General features: G+C 36.4%; 11 protein-coding genes and 3 tRNA genes. 12 read left to right on the plus strand and 2 right to left on the minus strand.

Translation table 11 applies throughout. From position 1 onward, the window contains the following. Positions 1-61: 61 nt before the first annotated feature. Positions 62-1,864 carry an excinuclease ABC subunit UvrC gene (gene uvrC / locus JAZ75_RS09870; RefSeq protein ID WP_208701543.1) on the plus strand — a complete coding sequence of 601 codons (1,803 nt, stop codon included), beginning with the start codon at positions 62-64 and terminating at the stop codon, positions 1,862-1,864. A 107-nt stretch (positions 1,865-1,971) separates the two neighbouring features. On the opposite strand, the gene era is transcribed toward uvrC, so the two are convergent. Next, on the minus strand, positions 1,972-2,850 hold the full coding sequence (gene era / locus JAZ75_RS09875; protein ID WP_132769161.1) for a GTPase Era: 879 nt from the start codon (positions 2,848-2,850) through the stop codon (positions 1,972-1,974). Between the two features lie 114 nt (positions 2,851-2,964). On the opposite strand from era, the gene JAZ75_RS09880 reads away from it, so the two are divergent. The 11 genes from JAZ75_RS09880 to JAZ75_RS09930 all read left to right on the plus strand — a co-directional run bounded on the left by JAZ75_RS09880 (position 2,965) and on the right by JAZ75_RS09930 (position 19,881). Then, a tRNA-Met gene (locus JAZ75_RS09880) sits at positions 2,965-3,037 on the plus strand. 49 nt (positions 3,038-3,086) lie between these two features. Further along, a tRNA-Met gene (locus JAZ75_RS09885) sits at positions 3,087-3,159 on the plus strand. 49 nt (positions 3,160-3,208) lie between these two features. Further along, a tRNA-Met gene (locus tag JAZ75_RS09890) sits at positions 3,209-3,281 on the plus strand. Positions 3,282-3,657: 376 nt separating this feature from the next. After that, on the plus strand, positions 3,658-6,756 hold the full coding sequence (locus tag JAZ75_RS09895; protein ID WP_208701545.1) for a SusC/RagA family TonB-linked outer membrane protein: 3,099 nt from the start codon (positions 3,658-3,660) through the stop codon (positions 6,754-6,756). 19 nt (positions 6,757-6,775) lie between these two features. Further along, positions 6,776-8,413, plus strand: coding sequence for a RagB/SusD family nutrient uptake outer membrane protein (locus JAZ75_RS09900; protein WP_208701547.1), 1,638 nt, complete (start codon positions 6,776-6,778; stop codon positions 8,411-8,413). Between the two features lie 290 nt (positions 8,414-8,703). Continuing rightward, complete coding sequence (locus JAZ75_RS09905; RefSeq protein WP_208701549.1) at positions 8,704-11,778, plus strand: SusC/RagA family TonB-linked outer membrane protein; 3,075 nt, start codon at positions 8,704-8,706, stop codon at positions 11,776-11,778. 20 nt (positions 11,779-11,798) lie between these two features. After that, the gene (locus JAZ75_RS09910) at positions 11,799-13,532 is read left to right on the plus strand and encodes a RagB/SusD family nutrient uptake outer membrane protein (RefSeq protein WP_208701551.1); all 1,734 of its coding nucleotides are present in this window, start codon (positions 11,799-11,801) and stop codon (positions 13,530-13,532) included. A 243-nt stretch (positions 13,533-13,775) separates the two neighbouring features. Then, on the plus strand, positions 13,776-15,863 hold the full coding sequence (locus tag JAZ75_RS09915) for a beta-N-acetylglucosaminidase domain-containing protein (protein ID WP_208701553.1): 2,088 nt from the start codon (positions 13,776-13,778) through the stop codon (positions 15,861-15,863). 313 nt (positions 15,864-16,176) lie between these two features. Beyond that, positions 16,177-17,478 carry a ribosome biogenesis GTPase Der gene (gene der, locus JAZ75_RS09920; RefSeq protein WP_208701555.1) on the plus strand — a complete coding sequence of 434 codons (1,302 nt, stop codon included), beginning with the start codon at positions 16,177-16,179 and terminating at the stop codon, positions 17,476-17,478. Between the two features lie 19 nt (positions 17,479-17,497). Beyond that, a complete protein-coding gene (cysS, locus tag JAZ75_RS09925) occupies positions 17,498-18,964 on the plus strand; it encodes a cysteine--tRNA ligase (RefSeq protein ID WP_132841117.1) in 1,467 nt (488 codons plus the stop codon). A 32-nt stretch (positions 18,965-18,996) separates the two neighbouring features. Next, entirely contained in the window at positions 18,997-19,881 is an 885-nt protein-coding gene (locus JAZ75_RS09930) for a DUF4440 domain-containing protein (protein ID WP_132841119.1), read from the plus strand. An 81-nt stretch (positions 19,882-19,962) separates the two neighbouring features. Here JAZ75_RS09930 and JAZ75_RS09935 read toward each other — a convergent pair whose 3' ends face one another. Continuing rightward, a complete protein-coding gene (locus JAZ75_RS09935; protein WP_132841121.1) occupies positions 19,963-21,312 on the minus strand; it encodes a peptidylprolyl isomerase in 1,350 nt (449 codons plus the stop codon). Positions 21,313-21,316 lie beyond the last annotated feature (4 nt).

Below are 21,316 nucleotides of genomic sequence, written 5' to 3' on the forward strand. Positions count from 1 at the left end.
AAAGATATAAAGCCAGATAATTGAGTTTTTCGAAATTTGTTATCTGGCTTATTTGTTATATATGAGGGTGTTTGATTATAAAGAGGAGCTTAAAAGAATTCCACATAAGCCTGGGGTTTATCAGTATTTTGATAAACAGGATGTCCTGATTTATATCGGTAAAGCTAAAGATCTCAGGAATCGGGTTGGTTCTTATTTTGTGAATGAAACGCAACATAACGGTAAGACGCGTGTATTAGTTCGTCAGATCAACCGTATTTCTTTTACAATTGTAGATACGGAAATTGATGCATGGTTGCTGGAAAATTCATTGATTAAGAAACATAAGCCCAAGTATAATGTATTATTAAAAGATGATAAAACTTATCCTTGGATTGTCATTAAAAATGAACGCTTTCCCCGAGTTTTTTGGACACGTAAATATATTAAAGATGGCTCTCGTTATTATGGTCCTTATGCCTCTGTAGGGATGATGCACATTGTATTGGACGTAATCCGGGATCTGTTTCCGCTAAGGACCTGTAATTTGGCACTGACTCAGGAGAATATTGCTAGGGGTAAATTCAAAATTTGCCTTGAATATCAGATTGGCAATTGTAAAGGTCCATGTGAAGGTTATCAATCTGAAGAAGATTATGATCAGAATCTGAGTGATATTAAAGATATTTTAAATGGTAAAATTTCTGTTGTCACGAATAGGATTAAAGAGCAGATGTCTGCTGCAGTATCGGAAATGAATTTCGAAAAGGCACATTCCTTTAAGATGAAATTAGATAAACTGGATTTGTATCAGAGTAAGTCTACAGTTGTTAATTCATCTATCACGAATGTTGATGTTTTCAGTATTGCATCGGATGAAAGTTATGCTTTTGTTAATTATTTAAAAGTGATGAACGGAGTGATCATTCAAACGCAGACTGTTGAAATGAAGCGGCGACTGGATGAGACTGAACAAGAACTTCTTGCTTTAGCGATTCCTGAGATCCGGGATCGGTTTAAAAGCTTATCACGAGAAATTATCGTTCCATTTGAACTGGATATTCAGGAAAATGATCAGATCAAATTTACGGTTCCAAAACTAGGTGAAAAGAGAAAATTATTGGATCTATCGTTGAAGAATGTAGCGTTCTTTAAAAAAGAACGATTGCTACATTATGAGAAATTGAATCCAGATGTACGTGTAGATCGTATTTTAACACAGATGAAGAAAGATTTGCGGTTAAATGTCTTGCCTCAGCATATTGAATGTTTTGATAACTCTAATATTCAAGGTAGCTATCCTGTATCTGCTATTGTAGTCTTTAAAGATGGTAAGCCATCAAAAAAGGATTACCGACACTTCAATGTTAAAACAGTAGTAGGTCCAAATGATTTTGCCACGATGGAGGAGGCTGTATATAGGCGATATAAGCGGGTTTTGGAAGAAGATGGTGATTTGCCTCAGTTGATTATTATTGATGGGGGTAAGGGACAGTTAGGGGCCGCTTTGAAAAGCTTGCGATTATTAGGGATAGAGAAACAGGTTACAGTGATTGGTATTGCCAAGCGGCTGGAGGAGCTGTATTATCCGGGTGATCAATATCCTCTTTATTTGGATAAAAAATCGGAAACTCTTAAAATCATTCAACACTTGCGGGATGAAGCCCATCGGTTCGGAATTACTTTTCACCGAAATCAACGTAGCCGAAAAACTTTTGTATCTGAACTCGAAGATATTCCTGGCATAGGTAAGACTACGGTAGAGAAATTACTGACTACCTTTAAATCTGTTAAGAAGATTAAAGAGGCTCCTGAAGAAGAGTTGAGAAAAGTGTTGAACTTAAAACAGCTACAGGCACTTTTAACATATTTTAAGCGAAATTAAGCGCATTTGTCTTGCATTTTTTATTAAGAGAAAAGCCCCAATAAGTTGATCACTAATGGGGCTTTTGTATGCTGGTTAACATTTGTACTTAAAACTATTTTCTAGCATTAGTCGTCATAACCAAATCTTTTTAAGTAATTTTTCTTACTTCTCCAATCTGGAATTACTTTTACGAAAACCTCAAGAAAGACTTTTTTGTCAATAAATGCCTCAATATCCTGGCGAGCGTACGTGCCGACTTTTTTAATCATTGATCCACCGGTACCGATGATGATATTCTTTTGTGAATCACGCTCCACAATGATTTCTGCAGCGATACGAGTGATCTTAGGTTCTTCTTTATAAGATGTAACAACTACTTCAGTACTGTAAGGAATTTCCTTGTCATACAGTTTGAATATTTTTTCGCGAATCATTTCCGAAACAAAGAAACGCATTGATTTGTCTGTTAATTCATCTTTTTCATAGTAAGGAGCATGTACAGGAAGTTTTTCCTTGATATAGTCCATTACTCCAGTGATATTATGATTAAGAAGTGCTGATACCGCAAAAATAACTTCTGGATTGATCGTTTCTTTCCAGAACTCTACTTTAGCCATCACTTCTGCTTCGTTAGACTTGTCAATTTTATTGATAAGAACAGCTACTGGAGAACTTGTTTTTTTTAATTTCTCAATAACATCATTTTCATCATATTTTTCATTGATATCTGTAACAAGTAAAATAATGTCCGCATCGATCAGCGATCCTTGGACAAAATTCATCATTGATTCTTGTAACGAATAGTTTGGTTTGATGATACCAGGTGTGTCTGAAAAGACAATTTGGTGCTCCTCATCATTGACTATTCCAATAATGCGGTGTCTTGTTGTTTGAGCTTTAGGAGTGATGATAGACATCTTTTCACCCACTAAAGCGTTCATTAGCGTAGACTTACCTGCATTAGGTTTACCGATGATGCTTACGAATCCTGCTTTATGCGACATTTTTTTTAATTTAATTAGGATTACAAAGAAACAAAATATATCTTTGTGCTCCAATTCGGAGGTAAAGATATCTTGCTTTTTAACACAAAAAGGACGATTGAACTAAAAATATATTGCGGGATGGAGCAGTTGGTAGCTCGTCGGGCTCATAACCCGAAGGTCATCAGTTCGAGTCTGATTCCCGCTACTAAAAGAGTCTGTTGAAAGACACAGACTCCAAGACATTGAAAATACATTGCGGGATGGAGCAGTTGGTAGCTCGTCGGGCTCATAACCCGAAGGTCATCAGTTCGAGTCTGATTCCCGCTACTAAAAGAGTCTGTTGAAAGACACAGACTCCAAGACATTAAAAATACATTGCGGGATGGAGCAGTTGGTAGCTCGTCGGGCTCATAACCCGAAGGTCATCAGTTCGAGTCTGATTCCCGCTACTTGGTAACCCTTTAGTCAAAAGCTAAAGGGTTTATTTTTGTCTTTTATTTTTTCCACCTCCTTCCCAATACCATTCATTTAATCCTCTAATTGTTACAAAGATTCTTTTTTTAATAAATAAGGCTCGTTTTTCCTTATTGGAATATTAATTTCATCCTAAAGCATTTGATAGCTAGTTATTTACTGATTATCAATCAATTTATATGTAGTACTTATTGCTTTTTTTGTAAAGTTGTCTAAGCAATATATGCAATCGATTGTTCGATTTTTGCTCTTTTTTATTCGATAATATAGATTTAATATTGTGTTTACAAATAGTAAACAATTGACTTAAATACACTATAGAATCATTATTTACAATTATTATATTAACCTATGAAAAGAAGAGCTACCATACTTTCTTGTGCTTTATCTTTAGTTATGAGTGCAACTTTTGCGCAAAAGACTAAAGTGAAGGGTAATGTTACAGATGACAAGGGAAATCAGTTGTCGGGTGTAACTATTACAGAGAAAGGTACCGGCAATGCAACGGCAACAAATGTTACTGGAGGATTTGAATTAAGTGCAGAAACAGGAAAGATACTTGTTTTTAATATTGTAGGATACGAACCCAAGGAGGTGGTTTACACTGGCGGTAATCTCAATATTTCATTAACATCATCAAATACGGCCTTAGATGAAGTTGTTATTGTAGCTTTTGGTACCCAGAAGAAAGCAAATTTAACAGGATCTGTAGCAACGATTACTCCTAAGCAATTGGCAGATAGACCTGTAACTTCATTGCAGAATGCTTTACAGGGGATATCACCTGGCGTAACAGTTTTGAGCAGACCAGGCGAGGTCGGAAAATCTTCCAGTACAGGTGCTTCAAGTAATTCCGGCGGTATTACTGTTCGTGGTAGAACTAATTTAGGTTCACCTTCACCTATGTTTATTATTGATGGAATTCCAGCAACCAGTGCGGAGTTTTCAGCCTTAAGCCCGAGTGATATTAATAGCATGTCCGTTCTAAAAGATGCAGCTTCTGCTTCATTGTATGGTTCTCGAGCTGCTAATGGTGTTATTTTGGTGACAACAAAACGAGGTGGTGGTGATCGTGCAGTAGTTGGATTTAATGCTAATTATGGTTTCCAGAGTGCGACTTACCTACCTAAACTTGCGGATGCAGTTGGTTATGCAGAATTGCATAATAGGGCGATGCTCAATGCAGGTAAAGATGCAACGTTTACTCCTGATCTTATAGAAAAATTTAAGAATCAAACGGATCCAGATCTTTATCCAAATAACGATTGGTACAAAGAGGTTTTGAGAGGTTCAGCTCCACAACGTGATTTTGGTTTGAATGTGAATGCTCCTGGAAAAATTACGAATTACTATTTGGGATTAAACTATTTTGATCAAGAATCTTTAGTACCAGGTCGTAAGCAAGATCGTATTAATATGAAATTGAATACCAATACGACTGTTATTAAGGATTTGTTAACATTTAATACCAATGTTTCATTCTTAAAGCAAGATTACGATCGAAATGGCAGTCCTATAAGTTGGGTGGAAATGAATAGAGCACTTCCTTTCACCTCTATACGTCAGTCTAATGGAGCTTGGGGATCTGTATCAAATGGGGTCGAGGATGCAAACATTGCAAAAAATAACCAATTGAGAGCGATTACTGAGGGTGGAAGAGGGAATAATAGAGATAACTACTTACAAATGGCTGCAAATGCATCGTTGACTCCACTCAAAGGGTTGTCAATTGATGGAGCTATTTCATTGAAATATACCATTACGAACTCTTTTGATTTTATTAACCGAACAGATCCTATCATTGGTTTTATTTCAGAAAAACCTATGGATGGCTCATTTACTGCGGTCAATGAGCTTAAAGAGTTCTGGGGTAAGCGCCAGGAATTGTTACTACAAGGAACAATTAATTATGAGCGTCGATTTGGTGATCATTATGGAAAAGCAACAGTTGGAGCCTCTGAAGAGTCAAACGTTTACCGGGAGGCATTTTTAGGAAGACAGAATTTTGTTACCAATGATGCTTCTACCATTATTAACGGTAGTTCGGGTGATATTAGTAAAGATGATAAGGGTCTTGCCAATCGTACGACACAAGATGAGTGGGCATTACGTTCTTTTTTTGGTCGATTTAATTATTCTTACCAAGATAAGTATCTGTTCGAAGCAAACATGAGAATGGACTATTCCTCCCGCTTTGCTCCGGAAGTCCGAAGAGCAATCTTCCCTTCTTTCTCTGCCGGTTGGAACATCAACAAGGAATCTTTTATGGAAGATGTTGAATGGATTGATTTGTTAAAATTAAGAGGATCTTACGGAACATTAGGAAATCAAGATGCGGTTGCAATAGGTAATTATTATACGCTTTTGGATCGCTACTCGGCCTACAGTTTTAATGGGGTGGCTGTTGATGGATTGGAGCAGCAATATGGTGCAAACAGACTTGCGCTTTGGGAAAAGGTGACCATGTCCAATGTAGGGATAGATGCGACATTTTTAGGAGGAAAGCTTAATTTAGTTGCCGATTATTTTGTTAAGAAGTCTGAAGATGTTTTATTACAACCAGCAACTCTGTCTACCTATGGCTATGAAAAAAAATTCACGCCATATTATAATCAAGGAACTACACAAAATAAAGGGGTCGAAATTGCTTTGACTTATAACGGTAAGATCGGTGAAGAGTTTACGTATTCAGTGTCTGGTAATATTTCGAAGATCAACAACAAGATTATTTCTCTAGGTGATGTTAACGAGATTACGGACAGCTACTATATCAATCGGGTAGGTGGTTCAGTGGGTGATTTCTATGGTTATAAAACAGATGGTTTGTTTACCAATGAAGCAGAGTTGAAAACTCTTGATTACGGAGCTATAGGGGAACCTCAATTAGGTGATATCAAATATGTGGATATAAATGGTGATAAGAAAATTGATGCTTTAGACCGTACAATTCTAGGTAATGACGTTCCTTGGTTTAATTATGGTTTTAATTTCAGAGCAGCTTATAAAAATTTCGATATTGATGTGCTAACGTATGGTGTGGGAGGTGTTAAAACCTATATGGACAGCGAAGCTGTTCAGCCTTTCTTTAATGGTGCTAATATCAAGAAAAACTGGATCAATGGCTGGTCGAAAGAAAACAATGTTGCCGATGCGCCATTCCCAAGAATTACAACGACAGATGAGGCTCCACAAAACTACAAAGTTTCAGACTTTTGGTTGTTTAGCGGAAATTATTTTAGAATTCGCGCCATTACGGTAGGTTATACTTTTCCTAAGGAGGTACTGAACAATATCAAGATGTCTCAATTACGCTTGTTTGCTTCTTCTAACAACCCGTTTACTTTTATGGCAGATAAACGTCTGGGTGATTTTGACCCGGAAACAGGATCAGGAAGAGCTAGTTATCCAGGGGTGAAGACGATTTCATTTGGTTTAACCGCGAAGTTTTAATTTATTATAAGTAAAAGAAATGAAAAGACATATATTATATCCATTGCTAGCAACGACGCTTCTATTTGGAGCATGTTCAAAGGATTTTTTAGACCGTACGCCGGCGAATAAAGTACCCAATGAGGAATTTTGGCATACTTCAAATGATGTTAATTTGGCTCTTAATGCCATTTATAACAGACTATCAGATGCAACATATGATGATGGTGGAAGTGAGCTCGTGCATGTGAAAAATCCTTGGGAAAGCTGGACGACAGAAGTTTCATCTGGTAAAATAGGTACAGATATTGAAACTGGTTGGGATTACAAGCCTATTCGTGTTTGTAATTTCTTTCTGGATAATGTAGATAAGGCTGTCATGGACGCTGAGCTTAAAAAACGTTATATAGCTGAAGCTCGTTTTGTCCGCGCTTTTCTCTACATTCCTATGGTTCAGAAGTTTGGGGACATCCCTTTGGTGACTAAAGTGTTAACCAAAGAAGAGTCTAATGTGCCTCGTACAGCTAAAAAGGAAGTATTGGAATTCTTGTTTAAAGAGTTAGAAGATGTTGCGGCGGTATTGCCTGCATCTTATCCTGCTGCTGAAAAGGGCAGGATAACAAAAGGAGCTGCTTTGGCATTACAAGCGCGATTATACCTGATGGAAAATAACTGGGAGCAAGCTGCACTCACTGCACAAGAGGTAATGGGGTTAGGATATTCGTTGTTTAAAGTGAATACAGAATCTGAGTCAGACAGGAAGGATAATTACGCTCAGTTTGTAGATTTTCAGGGAGCTGAAGATGAGAAGAATTTCAGATTGGGACTTAGAAGTTACGAAGGAATTTTTCAATATGAGAATGAAGGTAATAGTGAAGTGATCTTGGATAGACAACATATTACAGTTACGCAATCTCACCTTACCAATACCTTGTTATTAGATGCTTCTGTAGGCGGTTGGAGTTCCATAACACCAACACAAAATTTAGTGAACTTATATGTTAATTACAAAACAGGAAAGCCCGTTGATACTGTAAGTGCCACAGTGCGTGCTGCAAATTATGCGAAGGCGGATAAAGCTGATTTTGTGAAGGAGTTTAAAAACCGTGATCCACGTTTCTATGCTTCTATATTGTTTGAAACTGCGCCTTGGAATTCCTTAACTAAAAATGGTGGCTATGTATTTAAATGGCCGAAGGGTAAGTCTAATACTTCCCTAACGGGTTATAATTTTAGAAAATTGGTGGATCCAAAGTCAAACCGTGAGCAAGTTGAATCATATGCCAATCTTATTTTGATCCGTTATGCAGAGGTTTTGTTAACTTATGCTGAAGCACAAAATGAAAAGTCAGGCCCAGATGCATCAATCTTTGATGCTTTAGATCAACTTCGCGTTCGTGTGGGAATGCCAAAAATAGATCGTTCGGAATATGCGAGTCAAGACAAATTGCGTCAATTGATTCGCAATGAGAGAGCTGTTGAGCTTGTATTGGAAGGTTTGCGTTTCTATGATATCCGTCGTTGGAAAACTGCTCCAAATGTCATGAAAAATATTTATGATGTAACGAATGGTTTAGCACAAAGCCGTGTTTGGGACGATAAGTTGTACTTAATGCCTGTTCCGCAAAGCCAAATTGATTTATCTTATGGAGTTTTGAAACAGAACACAGGTTATTAATTTATTTTAACCCGATTAATAAAAGCAGGTATCTCATCAGGTATCTGCTTTTATTGTTTATTGTGATACAATAGCCGAGCAGTTATTTCATTATGAAGAAGTTTGTATAAGCACTATTATCGGGTAGTTTCTGAGGTAACTATATTTTAGTTTTCATAACAATCGTTTGCGTGAATTTGTGCAATCGATTTCGTTACATATTAAATTTATATTAAGTAATCTTTACGCTATTTTGCACTGTATAAATTATGATAATTAACTAATATACTGATTATCTTGAAATTAAGTTTATGAATAAAAGATTTACAAAACCTTTTTTTACGACTAAATTTTACCCGATTACATCTGCCTTAATGTTTGCTCTTGTAGCTCCAAATATGGTGATGGCAAATGATTATGGTAATTTGATTAGCGTAACAAGTAATAGTATGCAGCAGAAAGTTTCTGGTACTGTTACATCAAGTACGGGCCCATTAAGTGGAGTGACTATTTTTGTGAAAGAAAAACCTACTCTTGCGACTTCAACTGATGCCAATGGACGCTATTCTCTTCAAGTTGAAGTTGGTCAAACTTTGATTTTTTCAGCAATTGGATTTAACAAAACTGAAAAACTAGTTGAAGGTGCATTTTTAAATGTGCAGTTACAAGAATCTAATCAAGCACTTGAAGAAGTTGTAGTTGTAGGTTATGGCACCCAAAAGAAAGAGAGTTTAACAGGAGCGCTACAAGTTGTAAAGGGCGATCAATTGAGAGGTACTACTTCTCCGAATGTGGAGAATATGTTAAATGGAAAAGCTGCTGGTGTATATGTTGCTCCAGGATCGGGGCAGCCAGGTGCAAAAGGAGGAGTCGTGATTCGTGGTCAAGCTACTTTAGGAGGAACGACTAGTCCGCTATGGGTAGTAGATGGTGTGATTCTTGGATCTAGTGCTGGAGATTTAAATCCAGATGATATCGCAACATTAACAATTTTGAAAGATGCTGCTTCTACTGCTATTTATGGTTCTCAAGGCGCAAATGGTGTTGTTGTCGTAACGACTAAGAATCCATCTGCAAGCGGCACTTCAATCAATTTTTCTACTAAAATCGGATTTAATCAGCTTACCAATGGTAATATGAAAATGATGAACGGTGCAGAATTGTATGATTATTATGCTTCTTTTGCTAACCAAAGTGCAATTAAATTTCCGCGGTGGAATGCAGATTTAAGAGATAGTAATTTTGACTGGTGGAAAGTTGCTACTCAGCATGGATTTACGCAAAATCATAATATTTCGATTCAAAGTGGTACAGAGAAGTTGCAGTCTTACTTGTCATTAGGTTATTATAATGAATTAGGTGCTGTGAAAGGTTATGAATACGATCGTTATAACTTCCGTATGAATACAGTTTATAAGCCTACCACATGGTTGACTGTTAAGCCAACTTTGGTAGGGGCACGTCGTGGAGTGGAAGATAGACAGTATTCTACAACTGCTATGTATTCAAACTTTCCATGGGATAATCCATATGATGCTGATGGTAATTTGGTTGGTCACCGTTCAAGTAGCTGGGTTAATAATGCGACTACCAATTATTTATATGACCTACAATGGAATCATAGTGCCAACACAAATTATGAGTTCAGTGGTAATATGGACTTCGATATTAAATTCACGAATTGGCTAACATTTTCATCCGTTAATAACTATCGCTATAATACGTATAGTGCTGCTGGCTATACTGATCCACGCTCTAATGGTGGAGAAAGTGTAAAAGGTCGTTTAACCGATTATCGTTCGGAATATGCACGTCGTTACACCAGTCAAATATTAAAATTCAATAAATCATGGGGTAAGCATGCTGTAAATGCTTTAGCGGCCTATGAATTTAATGACTATTGGGATAAAACATTAGATGTTTATGGAACAGGTTTCATTCCTGGTTTCGAAGTTTTGAATGTAGTTTCTAAACCAGAGAGAACTAAAGGAGCTATTACTGAATGGGCGATGCAATCCATGCTATCGAATGTAAATTATGCTTACGATGGAAAGTATTTAGGACAGCTTTCGTTCCGTCGTGACGGCGCTTCTAATTTTGGTGACAATGCGAAATACGGAAATTTCTTCTCTGTTAGTGGGGGCTGGAACATGAATCGCGAGAGTTGGTTCAATGCATCATGGGTTGATAATTTAAAACTCCGTGCATCTTATGGTTCTGTAGGTAACCGTCCAAGTGAATTATATCCGCAATACAGCTTATATTCTGTATCCTCATCATCGGGCTATAATGAAAACTCTGGAGCTTTAATTTATCGTATTGGAAATAAGAATTTGACTTGGGAGCGGACGTTTACAACAGGTGTTGGATTTGATGCGGCGATGTTCAATAATCGAGCTCGTGTAAGTTTTGATTACTACGATAAAAAGACCGATAATATCTTATACAATGTGCCAATTAGTGGATTAACTGGTGTTACTTCTGTGTATAAGAATATTGGAAAGATGCAGAATAGAGGGGTGGAGCTTACTTTAGGAGGTGATATCGTTCGTAAAAACGACTTGACATGGAGTTTAGATATTAATATTGGTCACAATAAAAATAAATTGACGGAATTGATCAAGAGTAAAGATGCTAGCGGAAACTATGTCGTTAGACCGCTTATCATTGGTGATGGTTTAGGAATTGCTGGTTCTGCAAGTCGAGTTTTAGAGCCTGGATTACCAGTTGACACTTATTATATGCCGATATGGGCAGGAGTCAATGTAGAAACCGGCGCACCTGAATGGTACAAAGTTGAAACCGATCAAAATGGTAATCAGACACAGGTAAAAACGTCTAAATATGCGGAAGCTACTCTGCAAAAGGCAGGAAAAGCATCTCCAGATCTATTTGGAGGATTCAATACTTCAATAACTTACAAACAATTTGATTTGAATGCTTCGTTTGGCTATTCAATTGGTGGTAAAATCTATAATTATTCTCGTCAAGAATACGATTCTGATGGAACATATACGGATAGAAATCAAATGAAGTTGCAAGATGGTTGGTCTCGTTGGGAAAAACCTGGCGATATAGCAACACATCCGATAGCAAAATATAATAATAACGATAAAGGAAATTCTACTTCTACTCGTTATTTAGAAGATAGTGATTTTTTAAGGTTACGTTCTTTAACCTTAGGATATAATTTGAAATTGCAACAATATCACTTGAAAAATGTACGTGTATTCTTTACGGGTGAAAACTTGTTCACCATTACAAATTATTCAGGTGTAGACCCTGAAATGTCTGTGAATGATTCAGGTGCTGTTTTGGGTTCTGCAGGTCCTGCAATTTATCCCGCAACGCGTAAATTTATGTTTGGTCTTAATGTGACATTTTAGTTAAAAAGTAAGAAAATTTTATGAAAAAGATACTATTTGTTCTCTTGACGGCAGTTACTGTAACTTCATGTAATATCGACCGCTTCCCTTATAGTTCGATGGATTCGGATGTTATTGCAAATAATCCAGATGCGATGATCAATGGTGCTTATGCACAACTGAAAGCATGGTCAGACCCTATGCATCGTGCAGGGGAATATGCAGGAGATAATATGATGATTAGGGGTGCATCAACGGATGCATTTTATGAGTTTATTTCTTATGCACGTACTCCGAATAATGGACGTTTGTCTAGTTTTTGGGATGCAGGTTATAAAGCGATTGCGCAGACTTCTAATGTGATGAAAATTATAAAAGAGGGGGAAAGTGCTGAAAAAGACAATCAATTGGGAGAGTGTTACTACATCCGCGGGATGATGTATTTCTATTTGGTTCGTGCATATGGACGTCCTTATTATCAAAATCCGGAAACAAATTTAGGCTTGCCCATTGTAAATGGGACACCGGATGATGTATTTGATAATTTACATTTACCAGACCGTTCAACAGTTAAAGAAACTTATGCGCAAGCGATAAGCGATCTGAAGAAAGCGGAGTCTTTGTTGACAATTAATAAAGGTAATATTTATGCATCTAAGGGATCGGCACAAGCGATGTTATCACGTGTGTATTTATATATGAGTGGTACATATCAATCACCTAATGCAGAATATGCAAGATTGTCTGTCGAGTATGCGGATAAGGTAATCAATTCTGGATCTTATTCATTGTTGGAAAGAGAGCGCTTTATGAAATATAATACGTTTACTCCAGAGAATAATAATGAAACTATTTTTGCAATTAAAAGAGTTGCTTCTGAATTCTCAGGTGATGATCATTACTATGGTATAGGTGGAATGTATTCCAATATTGGTGGAATGGGCTGGGGTGAAATGTATGCAAGTGCTAAGTACATCGATTTATTGAATGAAACCGGTCGTAACGATTGGCGTCCAGATAATTACCGGATTATTGATGCTCGTGCTTCTTTTATAGAGCCTACTTATGCAAAAGATGAAAAGACAGGTAAGTATTCTGAAGTATTTCGTTTTGTAAAAGAAGATGGAGTGAGTACTTTAAACTATGCTCAATTTGTTATTGAACGAGCTGGTAGCACAATTACTGCTGTAGAGGTTATACCTAAAACAGAAACTACTGCAGAACAGAGAATACCTTATGCATTAACAGTAATAAACTCAAATGAGGGAACTTATAGTATAAAATATAAGGATGGTAAAACTTACAAAGGTGTGCTGGACTACTATATTTCATTAAACCGTGTATATCCACAATTTTATATCACGAAATGTTCTAAAGAGGGCGAAAATTCTCAATTGCATTCTCCTGTAATCAGCCGTTTGGGTGAGATCTATTTAAATAGAGCAGAAGCTCAAGCAAAACTTGGTAATTACAGCGCAGCTTTAGCGGATTTAAATAAAATAAGAACACGTTCAATTACGAATGGAGCTTATTCTTCTTTGAATGCATCGAATGCAAATAAATTAATTGATAAAGAGCGTGAATTGGAATTAGCCTTTCAAGCAGAACGCAGTTATGATGTATTCCGTAATGGTGAGGCCTTGACACGTCAATATCCAGGACCGCACAATCAGTCTGAGGTTATTGCACCTACAGATTTTCGCGTAGTATATTATATTCCACAAAGTGCGATCAATTCTTACCCTGGTGTATTAACACAAAATCCAACTCAATAGTTTAAGTTTAGGTTTTGATGAATAAAGTAATGGCTTTGCAGTTTTGCAAAGCCATTTTTGTATGCATCTTAGATTATTCCATAATGTTTTCACGCAAACGATTTCATATCGATGCTATTTGCGACATTCGTTTGATAGCGTTATACTTGTTATTACTTTAACCTGATCTCAATTTCTAGAATAACTATGATCTCAAGATTTTTAATTTTATTCGGTGTAATGCTTACATTTTGTACAAATGGTATGGCACAGCAAATTTATCCCTTACCACAAAAAATAGTCTTGAAAGAAGGGAAATTGCCTTATAGCGGTATCCGTTTGCAAGGAAAATTGATTAAACATATTTCATCTCAACTCATTCCATATGTTGATAAGTCTGGTATTCCTGTACGATTTAATAGGTCAAAAAAAGTTGGTTTGGAAGGATATGAACTGTCTATCGATTCAAAAGGAATTCAAGTAAACTATTTGAGCGATCGAGGTGCTTTTTATGCAACACAAACTTTGAGACAGCTTTTGGACCAAGCTAAAAAAAACTCTTTACTGCAGAAGCAGATAATTTATGATTTTCCTGATGTGGCATTTCGTGGTACAGTGGAAGGATTTTATGGTGAGCCATGGAGTTTTCAAGATCGGGTTTCACAGTTGGAATTTTATGGGAAATGGAAAATGAATACCTATCTATATGGCCCCAAAGATGATCCTTATCATTCCTCTCCTAATTGGCGTGAACCTTATCCGCAGGATGAAGCGAAGCGTTTAAGAGATTTAGTGCGCATTGCAAATGAAAATGAAGTTGATTTTTACTGGGCCATTCATCCAGGGAAGGATATTAAATGGAATAAAGAGGATAGCTTGGCTGTCTTGCGTAAGTTCGATTTAATGTATGAGATGGGAGTGCGTCATTTTGCTGTATTTTTTGATGATATCTCCGGTGAAGGAACAAAGGCTGAAAAGCAAGCCGGATTATTGAATTATCTTCAAAAAGAGTTTGTAGAAAAAAAACACGATGTAGGTGCATTGATCATGTGTCCGACAGAGTATAATAAATTATGGTCAAATCTTGAACCGAATTCCTATTTGGATATTCTGGGTGATCAACTGAACAAAAAAGTGGAGATCATGTGGACTGGTAATTCAGTTATTCATGATATTACAAAAGAAGGTCAGGTCTGGGTCAATAATCGTATTAAACGGTCATCATTCGTTTGGTGGAATTTTCCAGTAAGCGATTATGTTCGTAATCATTTATTATTAGGGCCGGTTTATGGATTAGATAAAGATATTAAAAGTGATATGTCGGGTTTTGTTACTAATCCGATGGATAAAGCTGAGACTTCTAAAGTCGCTATTTTTTCAGTTGCTGATTATTCTTGGAATATCCGTTCCTTTGACTCAAATACTTCTTGGATACGTGCTATACATGAAATATTACCTGAAATAGAAATGTCATACGCATTGTTTTCAAAGCATAATACAGATCCAGGACCGAGTTATCATCAATATCGACGTATTGAATCTGACGGTATAAGTGGGGCGATTGATAGTTTATTAGTTGTAACGCCACAATTAACTGCTTTCCCAATAGTTTCATCGGGGGTGGATATCGCATTATTAAAAGCTGAGTTTTCTAAATTTGCGCCTGCTGTAAAGGAGATTTTGGATAATTCCAGCAATCAAAAATTAGTGACAGAAATAAAACCTTGGTTATTACATTTTTCAAGCTTAGGCAAAGCAAGTTTATCATTATTAGATATACTAAATTCGAAGGATGATCAGGAGGCTTACACGCATTTTCTGAAATTGCAAATAGAGCGTAATAATATGGTCGATATTGACAGAAATAATAATCGGAATCCGTATCAACCAGGTATTGTTACAGGAAGTCGACATATTTTACCTTGGGTGGAGAAATCATATTTTCATTTTGCACAATTATTCCGAAATAAAGGTTTTTCAGTACCGCAAGCTGTTGATCAAGCTAGTGGTAAAGTAATTGCAAGTTTAGCTCCCTTAAAAGCTTTACCTGTATTGAATGATGTGATCACAGGTAATAAGCCACAACAGTTACTGAAATTAAGTCCAATCTTGGAGGTTATTAAATTGAATCCTAAGGATGTTATAGGAATGGAGATTGTTTCTTCACAATTTATAAAAGAGGTACATTATGAAGTCATCCCGAAACAAGAATTTCTGAAATTAGAATTTAGTGAAGACGGTGAGAGTTGGTCAATATCTAAATCGGCTAAATCTAAATTAGCACGACTTATTAACTTGACAGATCATGTTATTGACATTAAGATTCAAAAATTTGAATTGGTATTGCAGTAATTTCATTTAAAAGAAGTTTTGATACAGACCTCTGTTATTTAGCTGGGGCTTTTCTGTTGAAACCCTATGCCAGATATAGTATAATAACGCTAGAGGATAAACGGAATTTCTACTCTAAAATTTTGTAATGGATCACAAGTCTGTTTAACCATAATACCGGATCGTTGTTGTTAGTTTGAAAAAATAGTAGAGATTACGATAAGATTAGATTGATTTTCAAAAATACCAGGTATATTGTGTAACTTTGCCCACTGAGTTAAATTGTATTTAAATAAGTTGCCGTGAGGTAACGAGAATAATATATAGTAAAAATATGGCAAATATTGTTGCAATTGTAGGTCGTCCAAATGTTGGGAAATCCACGCTTTTTAATCGTCTGACGGAGAGTAGAAAAGCTATTGTTGATGACTTTAGTGGAGTGACGCGCGACCGTCACTATGAAACGGCAGAATGGATTGGGAAAAAGTTTACAGTAATTGATACTGGTGGGTTTGTACATGGATCGGATGATGTTTTTGAAGAAGCAATTCGTGACCAGGTTCATATCGCAATAGAAGAAGCATCCGCGATCATTTTTATGGTTGATGTAACAACAGGTATTACGGATTTAGATGATGAGATCGCAGATCTTTTGAGAAGAAGCTCTAAACCGGTATATGTTGCTGCAAACAAAGTTGACCACGCTAAATTACACCATGACTCTGTCGAGTTTTATGCTTTTGGTTTAGGTGAAATTTATAATATTTCTTCTGCTACGGGGTCTGGAACAGGAGAATTATTGGATGCTGTAGTTTCAACTTTTGAAGACGAAGAGGAAGATGATACCACATTACCGAAATATACAATCGTAGGTCGTCCGAACGTAGGTAAATCTTCTTTAACAAATGCTTTGTTAGGTGTTGATCGTAATATTGTAACACCTGTTGCAGGTACGACACGCGATTCGATTCGTATTCATTATAAGCAATTTGGACATGAATTCTTATTGATTGATACAGCAGGTTTGAGACGTAAATCTAAGGTAAACGAAGATATTGAGTTTTACTCTGTGATGCGTACAATTAAAGCATTAGAGGATTCGGATGTTATCCTTTTAATGTTAGATGCAAATGATGGAATTGAAGCACAAGATATCAATATCTTTCATTTGGCAGAAAAAAATAGAAAAGGTATTGTGATCATTGTCAATAAATGGGATACCATTGATAAAGACAATAAAACGATGAAAGAGTTTGAAGCTCGAATCAAAGAAAAAATTGCTCCTTTTACAGATATACCTATTGTCTTTACTTCGGTTACTGAAAAACAACGTATTTTCAAGGCGCTAGAAGTAGCAGCAAAAGTTTATGAGAATAAAACGAAAAAAATACCTACTTCAAAATTAAACGAAGTGATGCTGCAGGTGATTGAAAATTATCCGCCACCAGCTTTAAAGGGTAAATATATCAAGATAAAATACGTAACGCAATTACCAGGACGTACACCTATGTTTGCATTCTTCTGTAACTTACCACAGTATGTAAAAGATCCGTACAAACGTTATATCGAAAATAAATTACGTGAGCACTTCGATTTTGAAGGTGTTCCAATTCAAATATATTTTAGACAAAAATAGAAACAGCTATTTTCTAGACATGGAAAACAATCTTCATTTATACAATACGTTAACACGTAAGAAAGAAAAATTCCAACCATTACATCCCTCTTTAGTAGGGATGTATGTTTGTGGGCCTACCGTATACAGTGATGTTCACTTAGGAAATTGTCGGACTTTTGTGTCATTTGATTTGATATTTCGTTATTTAAAACATCTCGGATTTAAAGTCCGTTATGTTCGTAATATTACCGATGCAGGCCATTTGGAAGGGGATAATGATGAAGGTGATGATAAGTTTGCTAAAAAGGCAAAATTGGAGCAATTGGAACCGATGGAGATTGTTCAAAAATATACTCTTGGTTTCCACGATGTGCTTCGTCTTTTTAATACTTTACCTCCAAGTATAGAACCGACCGCTACAGGACATATTTCTGAACAGATTGAAATGGTCCAAAAGATCATTGCTAATGGTTATGCTTATGAGGTAGATGGGACTGTATATTTTGATGTAGAGAAATATGTGAAAGATTACGATTATACTATTCTGACTAATCGTAAGCTGGAAGATATGTTGAATAATACACGTGAGCTTGGTGGCCAAGATGAAAAACATGGCCGTCTGGATTTTGCATTATGGATCAAAGCTAAGCCGGAACATATTATGCGCTGGCCTTCACCTTGGAGTGTGGGATTTCCAGGTTGGCATATTGAATGTTCGGCGATGAGCCGTAAATATTTAGGCGATCAGTTTGATATTCATGGTGGAGGTATGGATTTAGCCGCAACACATCATACCAACGAAATAGCCCAGTCTGAAGCATGTAATCATACTGCACCTGCCAAATACTGGATGCATACAAATATGTTGACGGTAAATGGAGCACGTATGTCTAAATCTTCAGGAAATGGCTTTTTACCTCATCAGCTGTTTACCGGTGATCACCCTCTGTTAGAACGTGGATATTCACCTATGGCTGTTCGTTTCTTTATGTTACAAGCACATTATAGAAGCACATTGGATTTCTCGAATGAGGCACTTGATGCTGCAGATAAAGGGTTCAAACGTCTTATGACAGCCGTTAATCTATTGGATAAGCTGAAACCTTCAAAAGGTAAGTCTGCTGTTGATGTAGCTGATTTACGGGCGAAATGTTATGCTGCTATGGATGATGATTTCAATAGCCCTATCTTAATTGCAGAATTGTTTGAAGTCGTTCGTTCGATAAATTCTATTTACGATGGAAAAGCCACTATCAGCACTGCTGATCTAGAAGAGTTAAGAGCATTTGTACAACATTTTGTTTTTGATATTCTAGGCTTACAAGATGATCAATTATCGAGCAATGATAATGTGGATGAAATTATGGCTATTGTGATCAAATTACGTGACGGAGCTAAGCAAAATAAAGATTTTGCTACATCTGATCGTATTCGTGAGGAACTTAATGCTATCGGTATTCAACTAAAAGATAGCAAAGATGGAACGCTTTGGAATAAGATTTGATAGTTAGTGTCCAATTAAAATAAAGACATTACATGAATATATGGAATAAAATGTCGGCAATAGTTTTCATGAGTGCCTTTTCAGCACAAGTGTATGCACAGATTCCCGATAAAGTAGGTAGTTTAATCAATGCCGACAAAGAGGCTGCATTGATTTCTAAGACAACTACTCCGCATCAGGCTTTTCTGTCGATTGTCGATAAAGAGTCTAAATTTTTTGTTCCTTCCGAGGTCAATGCTTTAGATTATCTTAATAACAGGCCGAATATACCCGATGTACTAACTTGGGAACCAGCGCTAGCTATGGTTTCGAAAAGTCAAGAATTTGGCGTTACTACTGGTCCTATGGAATTTCAGAAAGTAGGAGCGAGAAAGCGTTTTGGACAGTACTTAACGGTTTGGAAAAGAAATAAAAAAGGTAAGTGGCTGGTGGATATTCGTGCTGAAGTCGAAAATTTTGGCAATAAGGAAAATTCTGAACTGGAGTTTTATGAACCTAGTGAAGCTTGGTATTTGAAGCACCGTTCTCAGGTACGTTTAGATCAACGTAAAGAGATTGTTTTTGAAACCGACAAGCTTTTATCAACGGTTCTTAAGGCTGATAATCAGGCGGGTTATAAAGAGTTTTTGAATGAAGATGCAAGATTTCTTTTTCCTTGGATACAACCGATAGAGGGTAAAAAAGAAATATTAGCATATTTAAAGAAATCCCGTATTAATATTCTAACTACTCCTGAAAAAGTAGGTAGAGCATATAGCGGTGAATATGCATATTCATTTGGTACTGCAACTGTCAATATTAAGGATAAGGTCGTTAAATACAATTATATCCGTATTTGGAAGTTGAGTGAACTCGCAAAGGATGATGTATCGAAAGCAAATTGGAATATACTTGTAGAAATGATGTTTGAAAGATAATATTTTTTCACATTATTTATCAAATAGAAAGGGCTTCAAAATTAATTTTGAAGCCCTTTCTATTTTATCTTATCCGATCAACTATTTTTTAGAGATCCAAACTTTAAGTTCATTACAGTCTTTAAAGTCATCGGCAATATTGATATATGTGTTCTCTCTCTTAGATTCAAACCAGGTATTCAATTTGCGGTTTACTTTATCTTGACGTGCAGCTTCTTTGATTTTTACAAAATCCTCATCTAAGTTTGCTTTATGAGGAGCAATACGTGATTTTAAATAATTGAATCGTAGACCAATTTCACCTGTACGATCTGTAAATTGTGCCGGTTTAGAATATTCTCCAGGTTTTAATGGATCTATAGCTTGAAATACAGAAGCTTCTAATTTATCTACAGGTATTAATGTTGAACGGCTTTCCCCTTCTTGGTTAAGGACCATTCCCCCATTGAATTTAGATTCTTCACTGTCAGAGTTAGTTGTTGCTGCATGATAAAAATCCAATTTCCCTGTTGTCACTAAGTTGTAAATGCTATCCATCTTTGCTTGGGTACGCTCAATACTAGCAGCTGTTGGTTTAAATTTAATCAAAATATGCCTAACATGCACTTCTTCTCCACGTCTTTCTAATACTTGTAAAAAGTGGAAGCCATACTTTGTTTCAAAAACAGGAGAAACATCACCCGCTTTTAATTTAAAAGCCATTGCAGCAAATTCCTTAACCCAGTTATCTCGTGTATTAAAACCTAAATCACCACCGTAAGGAGCAGATCCATCTTCAGAATATAAACGTGCAACTGTACCAAAATCAGAACCATCTGTAACCTGTTTGCGAAGTCCCTCTGCTTTTGCTTTAAACTCAGCTTTCTCGTCAACAGTTAGTTTGGGGAACATAACAATTTCACCAATTTCTACTTCTGTATTAAAATAAGGTAGACTATCGGTATTTAATCCTTCAAAATAGCGTTTTACCTCTATAGGTGTAACGTCCACTTTTTGAACAATATTCTGACGCATTTTATTTGCTTTCAATTGCTCATATATACTAGGACGCATATCTTCTTTGTATTGCAACAGAGATCTGTTTAAGAATTTTTCTAATCTTTCTTGACCACCTGCTTGTTGAGACATATAGCGTAGTCGGCTGTTTAGGTTATCATCAACTTCAGTTTCGCCCACTTCGATAGAGTCAATTACCGCTTGTTGAGAAAGTAATTTCTGTGTTAACAACTGTTGCAGCATTTCACATTTGAAATCTGCATTTGGCTTATTACCCCCTGAAAGATATTGTGCATACTGCATATCAACATCTGATTGTAAAATAATACCAGATCCTACTGTCGCAACTACTCGATCGATTACTTGTTTTTGAGCAAATACTGTTTGTGCTGTCACAAATACCAATAATAGCAACGTATATAAGTTTTTTTTCATTAGA

The organism is Sphingobacterium sp. UDSM-2020, from assembly GCF_016132525.1.
GTDB classification, from domain to species: domain Bacteria; phylum Bacteroidota; class Bacteroidia; order Sphingobacteriales; family Sphingobacteriaceae; genus Sphingobacterium; species Sphingobacterium anhuiense.